The sequence below is a fragment of the Streptomyces sp. NPDC003247 genome (assembly GCF_042888135.1).
Lineage (GTDB): Bacteria > Actinomycetota > Actinomycetes > Streptomycetales > Streptomycetaceae > Streptomyces.
In genome coordinates, this window is sequence record NZ_JBIAPF010000001.1 from 54,205 (window position 1) to 72,780 (window position 18,576).

Consider the following 18,576-nt stretch of genomic DNA (forward strand, 5'->3'; position numbering starts at 1 on the left):
GTCAGTCGGCTGCCTCGCCGCCCCGGACGATCACCAGGAAGGTGTCCGTCGCGAGGTCCATGACCACCTCGGCGGCCAGCCCCTCCATGCGTCGCGCGTGCGCGAACTCCTCCGCCGGCCACGACCCGCGCGGCCCGCCTGCGGGAAAGCGTTCGAGCACCGTTCGCCCGCTCACCATCTCGCACCTCCAGAAAGCGTCGTACCTGTAGGGAGTTAACGCTCTCCGGCCCCGGAACGCCTCGCCCGGTGACGGTACTGAGACGTAGCCGACACGGATTCAGTGCGGAGTGTGAGGATCCGGTCACCTGACGGAAGTATCGGCGACGCTTCGCATCAGAAGTCGTACTCATCGTGATAACGGGCGGGCTCCTGTCCCACAGGCGCCCCGAAGGTCGACGCGCGCCCCTCCGGTTCCTCCCACGCCTCCTGCCGTCCGAGGGCCGTCAGGTCCAGCAGGCTGGTGGTGGAGCCGAGGCCGTCCAGTCCGCGGTCGTACGCCGAGTAGGTATGGAAGACACGGTCGCCGTCCCACAGGAAGCAGCTGACGCCGGGCCGCTCGACGAGCTCGCCGTCCCGCTCCACGGTCGCCTCGAAGTCGCGGTTGAAGCCGTTGCCGTACGACGAGTACCAGGGGACCGTCCAGCCCATGCGGGCCTTGAACGGCAGGATGCCGGTGAACGGCGCCCTGGAGACCACGGCGAAGGACGTGTCGCGCGCCTTGAGGTGCGCGAGGTGGCCGACCTGGTCGAGGAACGCGGAGCAGCCGCGGCAGCCCGTGTCCCACTCGGGGGCGAACATGAAGTGGTGGACGACGAGTTGACGGCGTCCGTCGAAGAGGTCCGGGAGGGTCGCCTTGCCGTCCCCGCCCTCGAAGACGTACTCCTCGGCGACCTCGACCATGGGCAGGGCCCGCCGCTCGGCGTTGAGCGCGTCCCGCGCGCGTGTCACCACCTCCTCCTTGACGAGTAATTCCGCGCGCGCGGCACGCCACCGCGCGCGCGAGACGATCTCCGGAAGCGACATGGCCCCTCCAGTACGACGGTCCGTTCGCGGTGATGACCGGCGCCGCGCACGGAACTCATCGCCGTCACGCGGCCTTTCCCGCTCTCTCCGCATACTTCTCGGGTGCCGTCCCGCCGGATGCACCGGCCGTGTCCGTGTCCGGGCCTCCCGCTCACCTCACCGTACGGAGCCGTGGCCGGCGGCGTGGGCCGGGGCGTGCGCGCCGGACGTGTGCCGTACGGCCCTGTCCTCGCCTGCGGCGGCGGGCCGGTCGGGGATCCGCGCCGGGAGGTCCACCAGGTCCCGGTGGGCGGCGAGTTCCGCGAGGAGCTCGGTGAGGCGTTCGCTGTGCCGGCGGCCGAGCCGGCCCGTGTCGTCGAGGTGGACGGCACCGGCGGTGGTGGTGTCGACGAGGCGTTCGAGGAGCGCGGCGACCTCGTCCGTGCCCTCGGTGTGCCGGGCGAGGGAGGGCAGTTCGGCGGCGGCGAGGGTGATCGAGGCGCGGGCCTCGGCGAGGGTCCGGTAGGCCTCGCGGCGCAGCGTCCAGCGGGCGGCGCGGTCGTGGGATCCGTCGAGGACGTGGACGAGGTAGGCGTGCGCGGCGGACGCGGCGGCGGCGAGCCGGGCGCGCACCCGCCCGCCGCGCTCCCCCGGCATCGGCAGGTGCCCGACGATCAGCACGATCGCGCAGGCCAGCAGGGTCTCCCCGATCCGGCTGACGGAGGCCTGCGGCTCCCCGCCGACCATCACCAGGGCCAGCACGAGGACGGTGACGACGGCGGTCTGGGCGGCGAAGTGCCGGGTGGCGACGGGGATGAGCGCCCCGCACACGGCGACCAGGACCACCAGGCCCTCCGGCCGGGGCAGCAGGGCGGCGAGGCCGGCGAAGACGAGCGCGCCGAGCACGGTCCCCGCGGCCCGGCACAGCACCCGTGACACCAGCGGCCCGAGGTCGGGCTTGACCAGGAAGACGGCGGTGGCGGGCAGCCAGTACCAGTGGGTGTGCTGCCCGTACCAGTGGGAGTGGTACAGGGTCTGCGCGATGGCCGCGCTCGCCCCGAAGCAGAGGGCCACCCGCATCCCGTACTCGCGTCCGCCGGCCCCGAGGGCCGTGCGCACCAGGTCGCCGGCGGTCCGCCGCCGGGTGTGCAGATCACCCCCGCGGCCGTGGTCGAAGGCGTCGGCGGCGTGCAACAGGGCGTCGTCGAGGGCACGCAGCGCGGGCGCCGACCGCGAGGGCGCCGGCAGCGGCCCGGTGGGCGCGCTCTCCCGTACGGCGGCGGCGAGGCGGCGGGGGCCCTCGGAGGCCCGCCCGGAGAGGGGCTTCCCGGCCCAGGCGAGGGCGGTCGCGGCCTCGGCGAGGGGCAGTGCGGCGGCGTACTGGGCGTGCAGCCGGCGTTCGGCCGCGGAGCCGGCGTACCGGCGCAGGCGGGGGCCGGCGAGGGCGTCCTGGGCGTGGTCGAGTGCGGCGGTGAGGGCCGCCCGCCGGGCGGTGGCCCGCTCGGTGCCGACGGCGTCGAGGAGGCGGGCGACGGCTTCGTAGACATCGGCGACGGCGGTCCGTTCCCCGTCGAAGCGGAAGTCGCCGGTGAGGGCGCCGGGCGTGGGGAGGGCCAGCCGTAGCGCGAGCAGCCAGCCGGCCCCGGCGAGGAAGGCGAGGGCGCGTGCCCAGCCGCTCTCGGGGAGCGGCATGCCTGCGCCGATGGCCGCGGCGACGAGCAGCTGGGTGCCGGAGCCCGAGGCGACGGGCCCGATGGCGCTCAGGCCGCCGGCGAGGAGCCCGAGCCCGGTCAGCGCGAGCGTCAGCGCCACGGCGTCCAGGTGGTCCCCGGCGCAGGTGCCGGCCAGCAGTCCGACCGCTCCCGCGAGCGCGGGCGCGCCGAGCCGCCTGACGGAGGCCCGCCGGCTGCCGGGCCGGTCGTTGATCCCGGCGAGCATGGCGGCGATCGCGGCGACGACGCCCAGGGAGGCACGGTCGACGAGGACGGAGACGAGCAGCAGCGGTCCGGCGGCCAGGGCCCCGCGCGCGACCGCACTCCACGGAACGGGCCCGCGCTGTGCCCTCAGGGTGTGGGCGAGCCAGGGCGGCAGAGCGGTGGGTATGCGAACGGCAACGGCGGAACGCGAGGACACGGAGCTCCTGTCGGACGAGGGCGGGGGTGTGCCTTCGGGCGACGGTGGCCGGGGCTGTGCGGATCGTGCTGTGGTGCCGGGGTGTGCCTCCACGGTACGGCCGGCTCTTGGAGGAGGCGAAACGGTCGCGTTTCGGGGAGGTGACACTTCGCCGTGATCACGGTCTCTTTGTGAACGCAACGTCCGCGGGGTACCCGGAGAGCCGCTGCGCATGCGCCCGCCCGGCAGAGCCGTCCGGCGAACGGCCGGAGGCCGGAGGCCGGAGGCCGGAAGCTCTGCTTCGGGCACGCTTCCGATCCCCCGGCCGGCAGCGAAGCCGGCAGCGTACGGCGTGGGGCGTACGGCGTGGGGCGAGCGGGTCGCTTCCACGGCCGTCCGTCCGCCTAGACTCTGGCGACCCTTCGGACACCTGTCACAGTCACGCGTCACGCGTCACGCGTCACACGTCCGAAGGGATATGCCGGAACATGCGGGACGGGGAGGAACGACATGGTCAGCAGACGTGGATTGTTGAGCGGTGCGGCACTCGTGGGGGCGGGCGCGATGAGCGGTGTGCTGGGCGGTGCGGGACCCGCCGCGGCCGACGCACCGCTGGACACCCCGTTCACCCCCGTCGGCGCCCCGCACCTCATGGAGGCCGAGCGGATGGTGCAGTACCAGCGGCTGCTCGCGGCCGGTCGTCTGACCGACGGCCTGGCCGGGCACTGGCCGCTGGACGGATCGGGCACCGACCGCTCCGGGCGCGGTCCGGCTCTGACCCTCGGCTCCGGCGCGACCTGGACGGCCCTGCGCGCGGGTGGCGAACTCGGCTTCGACGGCACGTCCGCCGCGTACGCCGCCACGTCGTCCGTCCTGGACACCACAGCGCCCTTCACCGTCTCGGCCTGGGTACGCCTCTCGGACGACGCCGCCGGCCCCGCCGACCTGGCGAACATGTACACCGCGGTCAGCCAGGACGGCACCGTGTGCAGCCGCTTCCTGCTCCAGTACGACGACACGGCCGGCACCTGGGCGTTCAAGGTCCGCGGCGAGGACCAGAACGTCAAGATCTCGGCCCTGGCCACCAGCGCGCCCGTCCTGGGCCGCTGGACCCATCTGACCGGTGTGTGGGACGGCACCCGTGTCCACCTCTACGTCGACGGCGTGCTGGAGGGCAGCGCCGACGCGGCCCTGTCCTGGGCGGCGCCCCAGGGCTTCAACATCGGCCGGGCCCGCTGGGACGGCGGGTACGTGAACCGCTTCAAGGGCTCCATCGACGACGTCCGTGCCTACCGCCGCGCCCTGAGCGCCGACGAGGTCTCCCTGATCAGCGGCCGCACGGCCCGCCTCAACAACGTCTACCTCGTGGGCTCCTCCTCGTCCGTCATCTGGGGCACGCCCGACGACCTGTCGAGCTGGACCGCGCTGGCCCGCTGTTCCTCCTTCCTGACCTGGGTGCTCAGGCATACCTACGGGTGGGCGACCGACGCCTACTTCACCCAGTACTTCCAGGACCGCATCCCCGAGGCCGCCGACTACCGCCGGGCCTTCACCGACGGCACGGCCGGCCCGCGCTTCCAGCGCATCCTCAAGGTCACCGACCTCCGGCCGGGCGACCTGATCGCGGTCGACTACGACGGGCAGGTCGAGGACAGCACCGGCCACATCGTCATGGTCCGCGAGGTCAAGGGCGTCTTCAGCGGCGTCGCCGACTTCACCGGCGAGACGCAGTACGCCGTCGAGGTGGTCGACTGCACGTCCGAGCCGCACGGCGTGTACGCGCTGACCAACTACCCGAAGTATCCCGACACCCGCATGGTCGGCCTCGTCGCGGAGGAGAACTTCGAGGGCGTCGGCATCGGCCACATGATGTTCTACGCCTCCGACACCACCGGCGAGTTCTCCCGGTACCGGTGGAGTGTCAACACCGCCAAGGCGAGCGCCCACCCGGTGGCGGACCGGCCGATCGCGGCGGCACGCGTCCTGTGAGCCGCGGGCGAGCGGCGGCAGGGGCGCGGCTCACGGCAGTCCCGCCGCTGCCGCCGCCGTCCGCAGGACGTCTCGCAGCATCTCGGGGGTGAGCCGCCCGGTGAACGTGTTGCGCTGACTGACGTGGAAGCAGCCGAAGAGGTCGAGGCCGTCGAGCGGCACGCGCACCCCGTGCCCGAAGGCGGGCCGTGGCCGGGGAACGGACCAGCCGGCCTCGGTGAGCGCGGGCAGCGCAGCCTGCCAGCCGAAGGCGCCCAGGACGACGACCGCGCGCAGTGTCGGCCGCAGCAGCCGCAGCTCCTGCACCAGCCAGGGACGGCAGGTGTCCCGCTCCTCGGGGGTGGGTTTGTTGGCGGGCGGTGCGCAGTGCACGGGCGCGGTGACCCGTACGCCGTGCAGGGCGAGACCGTCGTCGGCGGACACCGAGGTGGGCTGCGAGGTGAGCCCCACGTCGTACAGCGCCTGGTACAGGACGTCCCCGGAGCGGTCGCCGGTGAACATACGGCCGGTGCGGTTGCCGCCGTGCGCGGCCGGGGCGAGCCCGACGACGAGCAGTCGTGCGTCGGACGGCCCGAAGCCGGGCACCGGCCGCCCCCAGTAGGTCCAGTCGGTGAAGGCGGCCCGCTTCGTCCGGGCCACCTCCTCGCGCCAGGCCACCAGCCGGGGGCAGGCCCCGCACCCCGCCACGCGCCGGTCGAGGGCGGCGAGGGCATGAGCGGTGTCCATGCCTCCACGGTAGAGCCCCCTTCGCCGTGCTCGCGCCGTCCCGGATCCCGCCTACTCCCCCATGGGCACCGCCCGCACCCAGACCCCGTCCTCCGTCAGGTACCGGTCCACTCTCAGGCCCGCCTCGGCCAGCGCCCCCTCGAACTGTTCCGGGGTGAGGGGCCGGGAGCGGAACGTCTGGGTCCATACCGCGTCGGGGAACACGTACTCGGCGCGCACCGCGTGGACACCGTCGCCGACCGGGTCGGCCGACAGGATCCGGATCGTGCAGCCGGCCGGGTCGACCCGTTCGCGGGGCAGGTTCGCGTGGTAGTCCTCGCCCTCCCGCTGGATCAGCACGTGTCCGCCCGGCGCGACGTGACGCGCGCAGGCGCGCAGCATCCCTCGCCGGACCTCGTCGTCCCCGCTGTGCACCAGGAACGACGCGAGCATCACGACGTCGAAGGTCTCGCCCAGGTCGAGGTGTTCGATGGGGCTGCGTATGGTGCGTGCCCCGCGGACGCGCTCCAGCATCTCGGCGGACTCGTCGACCGCCGTGACGGTGAACCCCCGCTCCACGAGCGCGTGGGTGACGCGGCCGACGCCGCTGCCCAGTTCCAAAATGTGCGCGCCCGCGGGGACCGCGGCGGCGATGATGTCCGGCTCGTCGCCCACCCGCAGTCGGCTGTAGAGCTCGACCGCGCATCCGTCGGGGGTGATGGCCCCGGGACCCGTTCCCTCGTATCCCTCTCGCATGTCACGCCTCATGCCAGTCCAACGGGCCGTCCCCGCCGGGCCGTTCCCCCCACCCGCCGGTTCACCCGTTCGAGCGAGGGGACGTCCGTTCGCCTTCTGTGGAGGACGTCCGGGCCGAGGAGTACGTTTCCAGCAGGAGTGATGATCCGATGCGTACAGGCAGTGAGCCGACGACAGCGCGCAGCGCGCTGCGGATGCGTCTGTGGCTGAGCGTGTGGGGGCTGCTCTGGGCCGGCTTCGGCACGGTCGCGTTCGCGCTGGTGGGACGAGTGGGATGGGCCGTCGCCTGCGGTGTGCTGTGGCTGGTGGCCGGCGTCGATCTGGCCATGATCCTCAGACATCTGCGGCAGGGGCCGCATTACCAGCCGGGCCGGAACGTGCCGCCGTACTGGCCGCCGGACCACCCGCGTACCTGAGCAGGTCCGTATCCGGGCAGGTCCGGACCCGAACACCCGGACCCATGAGCCGCCCGTCGTGCGCCACAGCCCGCCCATCCGCCGGGCAGCCCGCCCGCCACCGGGCAGTCCACCCGTCGGCGCGCGGCGGACCCTCAGGTGTCGAAGCGTGCCGCCTTCAGGTACTGCGGGTTCGGGTCCAGTGCGGCCGCCAGCCGGAAGTGGCGCTTGGCCTGGTCGCCGCGGCCCTGCCGCTCATAGGTCCGGGCGAGCGCGAAGTGCGCGAACGCGTTGTCCGGTTCCCGCTCCAGGACGATCGTGAACTCGAGTTCGGCGGGACGCAGCTGCGCGGCGGCGAAGAAGGCACGCGCGCGCAGCAGGCGGGCGGCCGTGTTCTCGGGATGGGCGGCGATGACACCGTCGAGCAGCTTCACCGCGCCCCGCGGGTCCCGTGCGGCAAGCAGCTGCTCGGCGGCACGGAAGTCGATGACATGCGTCTCCGGAGTACGTCCGGTCGAACCGCTGGTATCGGGCACGGAAAAATCCTTCCCTCGCTGCACGCGTTCAACGCGCGGGGCGAGGGCCGCTATTCCTCCGGTGACCCGAGGGGCTCGCGGGGCGCACGCGCCCGGTGTGCCAGGTCGGCCCACACCTCGCGGACGCGTCGTTCGAGGTCCGGCAGCGGTACGTCGTTGTCGATCACGATGTCCGCGATCTCGCGGCGTTGCTCGCGTGTCGCCTGGGCGGCCATGCGGGCGCGGGCGTCGTCCTCGGTCATGCCGCGCAGCCGGAGGAGCCGGTCCAGCTGGGTTGCGGGCGGGGCGTCGACGACGATCACGACGTCGTACAGGGGGGCGAGGCCGTTCTCGGTGAGGAGGGGGACGTCGTGGACCACTACGGCGTCCTCGGGGGCGGCGTCCTCCAGCTCGCGGGAGCGGGCGCCGACGAGGGGGTGGACGATCGCGTTGAGGGAGGCGAGCTTGGCGGGGTCGGCGAAGACGATGGAGCCCAGGGCCGGGCGGTCGAGGGTGCCGGCGTCGGTGAGGACCTCCTCACCGAAGGTGTCGACGATCGCCGCGAGACCGGGGGTGCCCGGTTCGACGACCTCGCGCGCGATGCGGTCCGCGTCGATCAGCACGGCGCCGCAGGCGACGAGCAGCCGCGACACCTCGCTCTTGCCGGCGCCGATCCCGCCGGTCAGGCCCACCTTCAGCATGACGGGAAGCTTAGGGCCTGCCGCCGCCGACGCGTCCGGCAGACCCCCGGACGACGGCTCAGCCCTCGCCCTCGCGCTCCGCCAGGAACTTCTCGAACTCCCGCCCGATCTCGTCCGCCGAGGGGATGTCCACGGGTTCGGCGAGCATGTTGCCGCGGGTCTCGGCGCCGGCGGCGGCGTCGTACTGGTGCTCCAGGCCCTGGACGAGGGCGGTGAGTTCCTCGTCGCCCTCCTGGATCTGGCGGTCGATCTCGGTCTGCGTGCGGTGCGCCTCCGTGCGCAGCGTGTGCGCGATGCCGGGCAGGACGAGTCCCGTGGCGGCCGTGATGGCCTCCAGGACGGTCAGGGCGGCGTCGGGGTACGCGGAGCGGGCGATGTAGTGCGGGACGTGCGCGGCGACGCCCAGGACGTCATGGCCCGCTTCCATGAGGCGGTACTCGACGAGCGCTTCGGCGCTGCCGGGGACCTGGGCCTCGTCGAAGGGGCTGCGATGGCCCGGGACGAGGTCGATGCGGTTGCCGTGCGGGGTGATGCCGACGGGGCGGGTGTGGGGGACGCCCATGGGGATGCCGTGGAAGTTCACGGACAGGCGCACGCCGAGCCGCTCCACGATCTGCCGGACGGCGACGGCGAACCGCTCCCACTCCACGTCCGGCTCGGGGCCGGACAGCAGCAGGAAGGGCGCGCCGGTGGTGTCCTGGACGAGGCGTACCTCGATGGCCGGCTCCTCGTAGTCGGTCCACCGGTCGCGCTTGAACGTCAGCAGCGGACGGCGGGCGCGGTAGTCCACCAGGCGGTCGTGGTCGAAGCGGGCGACGACCTGGTGGGGCAGCGCGTCGAGGAGGCGGTCGACGATCTGGTCGCCGGTCTCCCCCGCGTCGATGTATCCGTCGAAGTGGTAGAGCATGACAAGTCCGGCCGACTCCTGGGCGAGCGCCATGTCGACGACGGCCAGCCCCTTCGGCTCCCATGCGTACAAACCCTGCGGATCAAGCACTTGGACCGCTCCTCCTCGTGTTCGTACATCCCAACGCGCACGCCGGTGTACGCATTCCCACTCCATCACCTTGATCAGCCGGCTCCCGGGGCGGGCCGCCGGGTGACGGCCCGCTTCCCCGGGCAACGCGGAGGGGCCGCACCTCGAAAGGTACGGCCCCTCAGTGAGCGGCTGGGATCAGCTGCTAGCGATCAGCTCTGGCCACCGGCCAGCTTCTCGCGCAGGGCGGCCAGCGCCTCGTCCGAGGCCAGCGCGCCGGAGGTGTCGGCACCCTCGGAGGAGTACGAACCGCCGGTCGCGGCCGGAGCGGCCGCCTCGCCACCCTCGGCAGCGGCCTGGGCGTCCGCCTCGCGGGACTTGATGACCTGCTGCTGGTGCTGCTCGAAGCGCTGCTGCGCCTCGGCGTACTGGCGCTCCCACTCCTCGCGCTGCTTCTCGTAGCCCTCGAGCCAGTCGTTGGTCTCGGGGTCGAAGCCCTCGGGGTAGATGTAGTTGCCCTGGTCGTCGTAGGACGCGGCCATGCCGTACAGGGTCGGGTCGAACTCGACCGAGGCCGGGTCGGCACCGAAGGACTCGTTGGCCTGCTTCAGCGAGAGGCTGATGCGACGGCGCTCGAGGTCGATGTCGATGACCTTGACGAAGATCTCGTCGTTGACCTGGACGACCTGCTCCGGGATCTCCACGTGGCGCTCGGCCAGCTCGGAGATGTGGACCAGACCCTCGATGCCCTCGTCCACGCGGACGAACGCACCGAACGGAACCAGCTTCGTGACCTTGCCGGGCACGACCTGGCCGATCTGGTGGGTGCGGGCGAACTGCTGCCACGGGTCTTCCTGGGTCGCCTTCAGCGACAGGGAGACGCGCTCGCGGTCCATGTCGACGTCGAGGACCTCGACCGTGACCTCCTGGCCGACCTCGACGACCTCGGAGGGGTGGTCGATGTGCTTCCAGGACAGCTCGGAGACGTGGACCAGACCGTCGACGCCACCCAGGTCCACGAAGGCACCGAAGTTGACGATCGAGGAGACCACACCGGACCGCACCTGACCCTTCTGGAGGGTGGTGAGGAAGGTCTGGCGGACCTCGGACTGGGTCTGCTCCAGCCAGGCACGGCGGGACAGGACCACGTTGTTGCGGTTCTTGTCCAGCTCGATGATCTTGGCCTCGAGCTCCTTGCCCACGTAGGGCTGGAGGTCGCGGACGCGACGCATCTCGACCAGGGAGGCCGGGAGGAAGCCACGGAGGCCGATGTCGAGGATGAGACCACCCTTGACGACCTCGATGACGGTACCGGTGACGATCCCGTCCTCTTCCTTGATCTTCTCGATCGTGCCCCAGGCACGCTCGTACTGGGCGCGCTTCTTCGAGAGGATCAGGCGGCCTTCCTTGTCCTCCTTCTGGAGAACAAGGGCCTCGATCTCGTCACCGACGGCGACGACCTCGTTGGGGTCGACGTCGTGCTTGATGGAGAGTTCGCGGCTCGGGATAACGCCTTCGGTCTTGTAACCGATGTCGAGCAGGACCTCGTCCCGGTCGACCTTCACGATGACGCCGTCGACGATGTCGCCGTCGTTGAAGTACTTGATCGTCTCGTCGATCGCGGCGAGGAAGGCTTCCTCGTTACCGATGTCGTTGACCGCTACCTGCGGGGTGGTGGCGGTGGTCTCGGTGCTGCTCGTCATGTGGGAAAGGGCTCCGGTACGGACATTGAAGTCGTAGGTACTGCTTACGCCGGGAGCCCGTTTCGCTCTGCAGAAGCCGGACAGCCAAGGAAGCGCCCCACCGGGTGACCGGTGACGGCGCCTCGACAACCGAGGGGACATACAACAGATGCGAGCGCAGCCTGCTACGTCTGAGGTGCGCAGGCCCGCAGCGCAACTTGTAGCATACGGGGGCAGCCGGGCAGGGTCAATGCGCGAACGCGCACACCCGGGGCGGATCGCCGCATACCCGGCACTGAACCTGTCTTCTGAGGCCACACGGACCGCGGAAGAACCCTCCGGTGACACCTCGATGGCACCGCCGGGGCGGGTTGGACGGAAGAGTACGACGAGGGAGCCCATCATCCAAGAGCCCGTATCGCCCCAGTCGGTGCCCCAGCCCGCACCCCGGCCGGCGCCCGAACCGACGCCCGAGCCGACGTCCGAGCCGGCGCCCGAGCCGGAGGCCACCCGCCGCGACGCCGGCGTCACAGAGAGCGCCCGCGCCAACCGGGGCTGGTGGGACCGCAACGCGGACGAGTACCAGATCGAGCACGGCACCTTCCTCGGCGACGACCGCTTCGTGTGGTGCCCCGAGGGCCTGGACGAGGTCGAGGCCGAGCTGCTCGGCCCGGCGGAGGAGCTGAAGGACCGGGACGTCCTGGAGATCGGCGCCGGCGCGGCCCAGTGCGCGCGCTGGCTCGCCGCGCAGGGCGCCCGCCCGGTGGCACTGGACCTCTCCCACCGCCAGCTCCAGCACGCGCTGCGCATCGGCGTCACCTTCCCGCTGGTGTGCGCCGACGCGGCCGCGCTGCCCTTCGCGGACGCCTCCTTCGACCTGGCCTGCTCGGCGTACGGGGCGCTGCCCTTCGTCGCCGACCCGGTGCTGGTCCTGCGGGAGGTGCGCCGGGTGCTGCGCCCGGGCGGCCGTTTCGTCTTCTCCGTGACCCACCCGGTCCGCTGGGCGTTCCCCGACGAGCCGGGGCCCGAGGGCCTGTCGGTCGCCTCGTCCTACTTCGACCGCACGCCCTACGTCGAGCAGGACGAGGACGGCCGCGCGGTCTACGTCGAGCACCACCGCACCCTCGGCGACCGGGTCCGCGACATCGTGTCCGCCGGCTTCCGGCTGGTGGACCTCGTCGAGCCGGAGTGGCCGGCCTGGAACAGCTCGGAGTGGGGCGGCTGGTCGCCGCTGCGCGGCGGCCTGATCCCGGGGACGGCGATCTTCGTGTGCGAGCGGGACTGACGGCGTCGGCGTAAACCGCCGCGCCCTACGGCGGCCGCGGGGGGAGACAAGTGGGCGCTGGGCCGGAGCCGGAGGTGGGGCCGGGGGCCGGAAGGGCACGCGCGCAGGGGCCCCGCCCGCCCCACGCGCGCGTGGGGCGGTGCAGGGAGGTGTCGTCGTTGCCGGCCCGCCTCACACGCGCGTGGGCGCTTGTGACGGCACGCGGCGGACGCGTCGTCGAGGCGTACGACACTAGGGGCGTGATCCGTGACGACGCCCTGGACGCGCTGCCCGTGCGGGCCGCCCTGCCTTCCCTGAACGACGCCCTGGACGGGACCGGCACGGCCGTCCTGGCCGCGCCGCCCGGCACCGGCAAGACGACGCTGGTGCCGCTCGCGCTGGCGGGGCTGCTGGGCGAGGGGCCCGGGCGGCGCGTGGTGGTGGCCGAGCCGCGGCGGATCGCGGCGCGTGCGGCGGCCCGGCGGATGGCGTGGCTGCTGGGTGAGAAGGCCGGCGGGAGCGTCGGGTACACCGTGCGCGGGGAACGGGTCGTCGGGCGGCACACGCGCGTGGAGGTCGTGACGACCGGTGTGCTGTTGCAGCGCCTCCAGCGCGACCAGGAGCTGACCGGTGTCGACGTGGTGGTGCTGGACGAGTGCCACGAACGCCATCTGGACGCGGACACGGCGGCCGCCTTCCTGTGGGACGTCCGGGAGGCGCTGCGGCCGGAGCTGAGGCTGGTGGCCGCGTCGGCGACGACGGACACGGAGGGCTGGTCCCGGCTGCTGGGCGGGGCCCCGGTCGTCGAGGCGCACGGCGCCGCGTTCGACGTCGAGGTCCTCTGGGCGCCTCCGGCCCGTCCGGTGCGGCCGCCGCACGGCACGTGGGTCGATCCGGCGCTGCTGGGGCACGTGGCGTCGGTGGTGCGGCGGGCGCTGGCCGAGCGGCCGGGGGACGTGCTGTGCTTCCTGCCGGGCGTCGGGGAGATCGCGCGGGTCGCGGGGCAGCTCCAGGGGCTGGGCGGGGTGGAGGTGCTCCAGGTGCACGGGCGGGCGCCGGCGGCCGTGCAGGACGCGGTGCTGACGCCGGGTGAGGGGCGCCGGGTGGTCCTGGCCACGGCGGTGGCCGAGTCGTCGCTGACCGTGCCGGGGGTGCGGGTGGTCGTCGACGCGGGGCTCGCGCGGGAGCCCCGGGTGGACCACGCGCGGGGGCTGAGCGCGCTCGCGACCGTACGCGCCTCCCACGCGGCGGCGCGGCAGCGGGCCGGACGGGCCGGGCGCGAGGCCCCGGGCGTGGTGTACCGGTGCTGGCCGGAGGCGGAGAACGCCCGTCTGCCGCGCTTCCCGTCCCCGGAGATCAAAGTGGCCGACCTCGCCGCGTTCGCCCTTCAGGCGGCCTGCTGGGGCGATCCCGACGCCTCCGGGCTGGCGTTGTTCGATCCGCCGCCGGCGGGCGCGATGGCCGCGGCGCGGGCTCTGCTGACGGCGATCGGCGCGGTGGACCCGGCCGGCCGGGCCACGGAGCGGGGGGTGCGGCTGGCGCGGCTGGGGCTGCACCCGCGGCTGGGGCGGGCGCTGCTGGACGGGGCGTCGCTGGTGGGGGTGGAGCGCGCCGCCGAGGTGGTCGCGCTGCTGAGCGAGGAGGCCCCTCGGGAGTACGGGGACGACCTGGCCGCCGCCGTGCGGGGTGCCCGGCGCGGGGGTGACGCGTACGGCTCGCGGTGGCGGGCGGAGGTGCGGCGGCTGCGGTCGGTCGCCGCGGAGTCCGCCGGCCCTCACGCGCGGGACGCCCGACTGTGCCGGGACCGGAGCCGCGGGCTCGTTCCCGCCGGCCCTCACGCGCGGGACGCCCCGCCGGCCCGGGCGGGGGGCGGTGAGGACGCCACCGCGGGGCTCGTCGCCGCCCTCGCCTTTCCCGAGCGCCTCGCCCGGGCCGACGGCGGCTCGCACCTGATGGTGTCCGGGACCCGCGCCGAGGTCCGGGAGGGCTCCGCCCTGCGCGGCGCGCCGTGGCTCGCGGTCGCCGTGGCCGACCGTCCGGTGGGCAAGGGGCACGCGCGCGTGCAGCTGGCGGGGGTGGTCGACGAGGAGGTGGCGCGGCTCGCCGCCGGACCCCTGCTCGACGAACGCGACGAGGTCCACTGGGCCGACGGTGACGTCGTCGCCCGGCGCGTCGAGCGGCTCGGTGCCGTGGAACTGGGCGTGCGGCCGCTGAGGGACGCCGATGCCGGGCTCGTACGGCAGGCGGTGCGTGAGGGACTGCGGCAGGAAGGGCTGACGCTGCTGCGGTGGCCGCCGGAGGCCGAGGTGCTGCGGCAGCGGCTGGCGTTCCTCCGGCTGCACCTGGGAGAGCCGTGGCCCGACGTGTCCGACGCGTCGCTGCACGCGCGCGTGGAGGACTGGCTGGAGCCGGAGCTCGGCCGGGCCCGGCGGCGCGCCGATCTGGCGCGGATCGACGCCGGGGAGGCCCTCACCCGGCTGCTGCCGTGGGCCTCGGGTGAGGCGGCCCGGCTGGAGGAGCTGGCGCCGGAGCGGATCACCGTACCCAGTGGGTCCAGGATCCGGATCGACTACGCGAACCCCGAGCAGCCGGTGCTCGCGGTGAAACTCCAGGAGATGTTCGGGCTCCAGCAGTCGCCGCGGGTGGCCGGGGTGCCGCTGCTGGTGCACCTGCTGTCCCCCGCCGGGCGGCCCGCGGCCGTCACCGCCGACCTCGCCTCCTTCTGGCGGGACGGCTACAAGGGCGTACGGGCGGAACTGCGCGGCCGGTATCCGAAGCATCCGTGGCCGGAGGACCCGGCCGGTGCCGAACCGACACGGCACACCAAAGCGCGGCTCGGACGGTGAGCGCGAAGTGATCCGGGGGATCTGAGGACACATCAGGACGGCGCCCCGCTCGGGTGGGAGGGGGCGCCGTCGTCGTGGTGCGTCGTGCGCGGTGCGTGACGCGCGTGGGTGGTGCCGGCGTGCGTGTGGGTGGTGCGGGGCGCGTGTGGGGTGGTGCGGGGAGGGCTTACGAGCCGGTCGTCGCCGACTCGGACGCGGTCGCGGTCGCGGTCTCGCTCTCGGTCGCGGAGGTGTCGTCGGAGGGGGTCTCCGACGACCCATCCGATGCGCTCTCCGACGGGCTCGGCGTGGTGGTCGGGGCGGCCGTGACGGTCAGTTCGACCGTGAGCGTGGCGCCGCCCGTGGTGGTGATGCGCAGCAGGAACGTGCCGGCCGTGTCGTCCGCGTACAGCGTCGGCAGCTGGAGCAGGCCGTCGGCGTCGGTCCGCAGGTCCGTAAGGGTGCGGACGGCGTTGCCGGCGGCGTCCTTGAAGTAGGGGCCCTTGTCGTTCGCGGTCGTGTCGCCGGCCGACGCGATCAGGGTGGCGGTGGCCGCGACCTTGTCCGCGACGGCACCCTGGTACGTGGCCTTGACCTCGACCTGGTCGGCGAACGTACCGCCCGCCGTGCAGGTCAGCGCGGTGCTGCTGGTGGGGGCGAGGGTGTCGGCGGCACGGGCGGTGACCGTGGCCGTGTAGTCGAGGGCGGGCAGCACGCGGCCCACGACCGTGGCGCGGACGGTGAAGGTGCCGGTCTCCTCGCCCGCCTGGAGGGCGGGGGCCGTGGCGACGCCCTTGCTGTCGGTGGCGATCGCGGCGACGCTCTCACCGCCGGTGAAGGTGGCGTCGGTGTCGCCGACGATGGTGAAGCGGACCCTGACCTTGCCGACGGCCTGGCCGGCCTCGGTCTCGGCGCGGGCGCTGATCGTCTGGGTGAACGCGTCGCCCGCCATGGCGGTGAGCTTCGCCGTGCCCGCGTTCTCGAGGTGGTCGACCGTTTCGGTCGGCGTCGGGGCCGGAGTGGTGGGGGTCGTCGACGGGGTCGTGCTCGGAGTCGTCGACGGTGACGGCGTCGTGGACGGCGTGGTGGAGGGCGAAGCGGAGGACGAGGACGAGGGCGAGGTGGTCGTCCCGCTGTCGTCGTCGCTGCGGCTGGACGGCAGACTGCCGGTGCCGTCGGGGATCTCGTGGGTGCCCTTGCGGTAGTACTCCAGCCACGACACGACGGTGTTGTAGTACTCCGTCGAGTTGTTGTAGCTGAGGATCGCGCTGCGCAGCCCGGACGTGGTGGACATGTCCCAGCTGAAGCGGCACAGGTAGTGACCGGCCGCGAGGGCCGCGTCGTAGATGTTGTTGGGGTCCTTCTTGCCGTCGCCGTTGCCGTCGCGGCCCGCCCACTCCCAGGTGGAGGGGATGAACTGCATCGGGCCCACGGCGCGGTCGTAGGTGCTGTCGCCGTCGTAGGCGCCGTTGTCGGTGTCGCTGATGTTGGCGAAGCCGTCGCCGTCGAGGACCGGGCCGAGGATCGGCGTGAGGGTGGTGCCGTCGGCGTTGACGTTGCCGCCGCCGGCCTGACCCGACTCGACCTTGCCGATGGCGGCGAGGAGTTCCCACGGCATGTTGCAGCCTGGCTTGGCCTCGGCGAGCGCCGCCGCGGCCTTCTTGTAGGCGTCCAGCACGGTCGCGGGGATGCCGGCCTCGGTGTCGCCGGTGGCGGCCGGGGTGGTGCCGGTGCTCTGACTCGGCGAGGGGGTGGGGCTGTTCAGCGGCGGCAGGTCGGTGTAGTACGGCGAGTTGCCGGTGGCGCTGTCGTCGGAGCCCTTGCCGGAGGCGGCATCGGCGGCGGTCCGTCCGCCGGTCCGGCCGCCGGCCGTTACATCGGGTGCCTGGGACGCGGCCAGCGCCGCGACGACCACCGCGGCCACGGTCGTGTTGACCGCTCCCTTGCGCAGCCTCCTGCCGAAATGCGCCGACATGAAGTGAACCCCTCCCGTGGACACCCGTGCGCCCGTCTCCGTCCGATGCGCCCGCCCCTGTGCGGACGCACCGCCTCACCAGCCCCGTGGGACCGTCATCCCGCCCCGAGGGTTGCGCTCCCGAGCGGTTTGCGCCGTTCTGTTCGGTTGTTCGACCGGGCCTTCCGACTCGTCGGCCCAGGCGACCCTACGACAACTTCGGTGGCACCGGCACCCGTTCGCACGCGGTGTTCACCACCCGGTCATCCCCGTTCCGGTGTCGGTGGCGTCGCGCATACTGGTGCGCGTCGTCGGACTCCCGGCCCGACCGGTCCGCCGACGTCCGCCGACGTCCGCCACGGGGAGCCCTGTTGCCGTTCACCCTCAGTCATGCGGCGGCCGTGCTGCCCGCCCTGCGCACCGACGGCACCGGCCGCGGCCCGCTGGTGCCGGCCGTCCTGGTGGCGGGGTCCTTCGCGCCCGACATGACCTACTACGCGGCGAGCGTCGCACCGGGGGCCATGGAGTTCGGTGACGTCACGCACTCCTTCACCGGCGTGTTCACCGTCGACGTGCTCGTCGCCTGGGCGCTGGTGGGGCTGTGGCTGCTGGTGCGCGAACCGCTCGTGGCCCTCCTGCCACGGTCCCGTCAGGCCCGTCCGGCCACTCTGGCGCGCTGTGGGGCGCCCCTCGCGCGTGTCCGTCCGCGCACCCTCCTGTGGTGGTACGTGTCCGCGGTGCTCGGCGCGCTGACCCATGTGGTGTGGGACGCCTTCACGCACCTCGACCGGTGGGGCATGCGCCTGTTCCCGGTGCTCGGCGAGAAGGTCGCGGGCTCACCGCTGTACTGGTACCTCCAGTACGGCGGCTCCGCCGTGGCCGCGGTCGTGATCGTGTCCTTCGTGGCGTACGCGCTGCGCCGGACACCTGTCGCCGAGCCGGCCGGGGTGCCCGCGCTGTCGGCGCGGGACCGGTGGTGGGCGGCGGCGCTGATCGGCGGCTGCGCGCTGGTCGCGGCGGTGCGGCGGGCGACGCGGTGGTGGGAGTACTGGGGTTCCCGGGCGAAGCCGTACGAGCTGATCCCGACGTTGTGCTTCGGGGCGGGCGCCGGCCTGCTGCTGGGCCTGCTGCTGTACGCCGTGGGTGTCCGCGCGGCCCGTCCCGTCGCCCCGGAGTCCGCGGGGCGTCCGGACCGGGTCAGCGTGGGCTGAACGGCTCGCCGACCGGCCGCACGGGCACCACGGACACGGTGATACGACGTGCCGCCCGGGGTCTGGGGAGGCGGCCGAGGACGCTGAGGGCCAGGGCCAGGTAGCCGTGCGCGACCTCGATGCGGGAGAGCGGCGCGAGTCGCCCGAGACGGGCGGCGGCCGCGCGCACGGCGGTGAGCGGGGTCCCGGGGACGCGGGGGGTGGCGGCGCCGCGCGCGTGGGCGGGCAGCGGCCGCCCGGCGGGCGCGGCGTCGGGGCGCACCGGCTGATCGGCGGTCGCCGTGGCGTGCACGCGTGCGGGGGCCGTCCGGCGGTGGAGCATGCGTATACCCATGGCGGCATCCTCGCGGGCGCGGGCGGCGAGGGGCGTTTTCACGGGGGCCACGTGGGTGAGGGCCGCTCGGGGGACGGCGGGAGGGCACCGGCCGGAGGGGCGGGGGAATCATCGGCGCGTCGGCCTGCGGCCGGTAGGGACCGGCCGCAGGCCGT

The 18,576-nt window shown here is 73.6% G+C and carries 16 protein-coding genes; 5 read left to right on the forward strand and 11 right to left on the reverse strand.

Annotated elements, in window-relative coordinates:
- Position 1: 1 nt before the first annotated feature.
- From ACFYWQ_RS00240 to ACFYWQ_RS00250, 3 genes are all read right to left on the reverse strand, one after another.
- Positions 2 to 175, reverse strand: a complete 174-nt coding sequence (locus ACFYWQ_RS00240; RefSeq protein ID WP_385102414.1) for a hypothetical protein — start codon at positions 173 to 175, stop codon at positions 2 to 4.
- Positions 176 to 333: 158 nt separating this feature from the next.
- Complete coding sequence (locus ACFYWQ_RS00245) at positions 334 to 1,023, reverse strand: DUF899 domain-containing protein (RefSeq protein WP_389511495.1); 690 nt, start codon at positions 1,021 to 1,023, stop codon at positions 334 to 336.
- A 156-nt stretch (positions 1,024 to 1,179) separates the two neighbouring features.
- Positions 1,180 to 3,135 carry an FUSC family protein gene (locus ACFYWQ_RS00250; RefSeq protein ID WP_389511496.1) on the reverse strand — a complete coding sequence of 652 codons (1,956 nt, stop codon included), beginning with the start codon at positions 3,133 to 3,135 and terminating at the stop codon, positions 1,180 to 1,182.
- Positions 3,136 to 3,624: 489 nt separating this feature from the next.
- Here ACFYWQ_RS00250 and ACFYWQ_RS00255 point away from each other — a divergent pair, with 489 nt between their 5' ends.
- The gene (locus ACFYWQ_RS00255; protein ID WP_389511497.1) at positions 3,625 to 5,103 is read left to right on the forward strand and encodes a LamG domain-containing protein; all 1,479 of its coding nucleotides are present in this window, start codon (positions 3,625 to 3,627) and stop codon (positions 5,101 to 5,103) included.
- A gap of 30 nt (positions 5,104 to 5,133) precedes the next feature.
- Here the strand turns inward: ACFYWQ_RS00255 and ACFYWQ_RS00260 are convergent, their stop codons facing one another.
- Both ACFYWQ_RS00260 and ACFYWQ_RS00265 read right to left on the reverse strand, forming a co-directional pair.
- On the reverse strand, positions 5,134 to 5,829 hold the full coding sequence (locus tag ACFYWQ_RS00260; RefSeq protein WP_389511498.1) for a uracil-DNA glycosylase: 696 nt from the start codon (positions 5,827 to 5,829) through the stop codon (positions 5,134 to 5,136).
- Positions 5,830 to 5,880: 51 nt separating this feature from the next.
- The gene (locus tag ACFYWQ_RS00265) at positions 5,881 to 6,564 is read right to left on the reverse strand and encodes a class I SAM-dependent methyltransferase (protein ID WP_389511499.1); all 684 of its coding nucleotides are present in this window, start codon (positions 6,562 to 6,564) and stop codon (positions 5,881 to 5,883) included.
- A 149-nt stretch (positions 6,565 to 6,713) separates the two neighbouring features.
- Here ACFYWQ_RS00265 and ACFYWQ_RS00270 point away from each other — a divergent pair, with 149 nt between their 5' ends.
- Positions 6,714 to 6,980, forward strand: coding sequence for a DUF6343 family protein (locus ACFYWQ_RS00270; RefSeq protein WP_389511500.1), 267 nt, complete (start codon positions 6,714 to 6,716; stop codon positions 6,978 to 6,980).
- Positions 6,981 to 7,114: 134 nt separating this feature from the next.
- On the opposite strand, the gene ACFYWQ_RS00275 is transcribed toward ACFYWQ_RS00270, so the two are convergent.
- From ACFYWQ_RS00275 to rpsA, 4 genes are all read right to left on the reverse strand, one after another.
- Positions 7,115 to 7,495 carry a tetratricopeptide repeat protein gene (locus ACFYWQ_RS00275; protein WP_389511501.1) on the reverse strand — a complete coding sequence of 127 codons (381 nt, stop codon included), beginning with the start codon at positions 7,493 to 7,495 and terminating at the stop codon, positions 7,115 to 7,117.
- Between the two features lie 50 nt (positions 7,496 to 7,545).
- Entirely contained in the window at positions 7,546 to 8,175 is a 630-nt protein-coding gene (gene coaE / locus ACFYWQ_RS00280) for a dephospho-CoA kinase (protein WP_389511502.1), read from the reverse strand.
- A gap of 58 nt (positions 8,176 to 8,233) precedes the next feature.
- Positions 8,234 to 9,172: a PAC2 family protein gene (locus tag ACFYWQ_RS00285; protein WP_389511503.1), complete on the reverse strand. Its 939-nt coding sequence runs from the start codon at positions 9,170 to 9,172 to the stop codon at positions 8,234 to 8,236.
- Positions 9,173 to 9,363: 191 nt separating this feature from the next.
- Entirely contained in the window at positions 9,364 to 10,854 is a 1,491-nt protein-coding gene (rpsA, locus tag ACFYWQ_RS00290) for a 30S ribosomal protein S1 (protein ID WP_385064349.1), read from the reverse strand.
- 331 nt (positions 10,855 to 11,185) lie between these two features.
- Here rpsA and ACFYWQ_RS00295 point away from each other — a divergent pair, with 331 nt between their 5' ends.
- Both ACFYWQ_RS00295 and hrpB read left to right on the forward strand, forming a co-directional pair.
- Entirely contained in the window at positions 11,186 to 12,118 is a 933-nt protein-coding gene (locus ACFYWQ_RS00295; protein WP_389511504.1) for a class I SAM-dependent methyltransferase, read from the forward strand.
- A gap of 239 nt (positions 12,119 to 12,357) precedes the next feature.
- The gene (gene hrpB, locus ACFYWQ_RS00300; protein WP_389511505.1) at positions 12,358 to 14,943 is read left to right on the forward strand and encodes an ATP-dependent helicase HrpB; all 2,586 of its coding nucleotides are present in this window, start codon (positions 12,358 to 12,360) and stop codon (positions 14,941 to 14,943) included.
- Between the two features lie 166 nt (positions 14,944 to 15,109).
- Here hrpB and ACFYWQ_RS00305 read toward each other — a convergent pair whose 3' ends face one another.
- Positions 15,110 to 16,897 carry a lytic transglycosylase domain-containing protein gene (locus tag ACFYWQ_RS00305; protein WP_389511506.1) on the reverse strand — a complete coding sequence of 596 codons (1,788 nt, stop codon included), beginning with the start codon at positions 16,895 to 16,897 and terminating at the stop codon, positions 15,110 to 15,112.
- Between the two features lie 350 nt (positions 16,898 to 17,247).
- Here ACFYWQ_RS00305 and ACFYWQ_RS00310 point away from each other — a divergent pair, with 350 nt between their 5' ends.
- Positions 17,248 to 18,087: a DUF4184 family protein gene (locus ACFYWQ_RS00310; protein WP_389511507.1), complete on the forward strand. Its 840-nt coding sequence runs from the start codon at positions 17,248 to 17,250 to the stop codon at positions 18,085 to 18,087.
- Here ACFYWQ_RS00310 and ACFYWQ_RS00315 read toward each other — a convergent pair.
- Entirely contained in the window at positions 18,074 to 18,421 is a 348-nt protein-coding gene (locus ACFYWQ_RS00315) for a hypothetical protein (RefSeq protein WP_389511508.1), read from the reverse strand. The two genes, ACFYWQ_RS00310 and ACFYWQ_RS00315, sit on opposite strands and share 14 nt — an antisense overlap.
- Between the last annotated feature and the right edge of the window lie 155 nt (positions 18,422 to 18,576).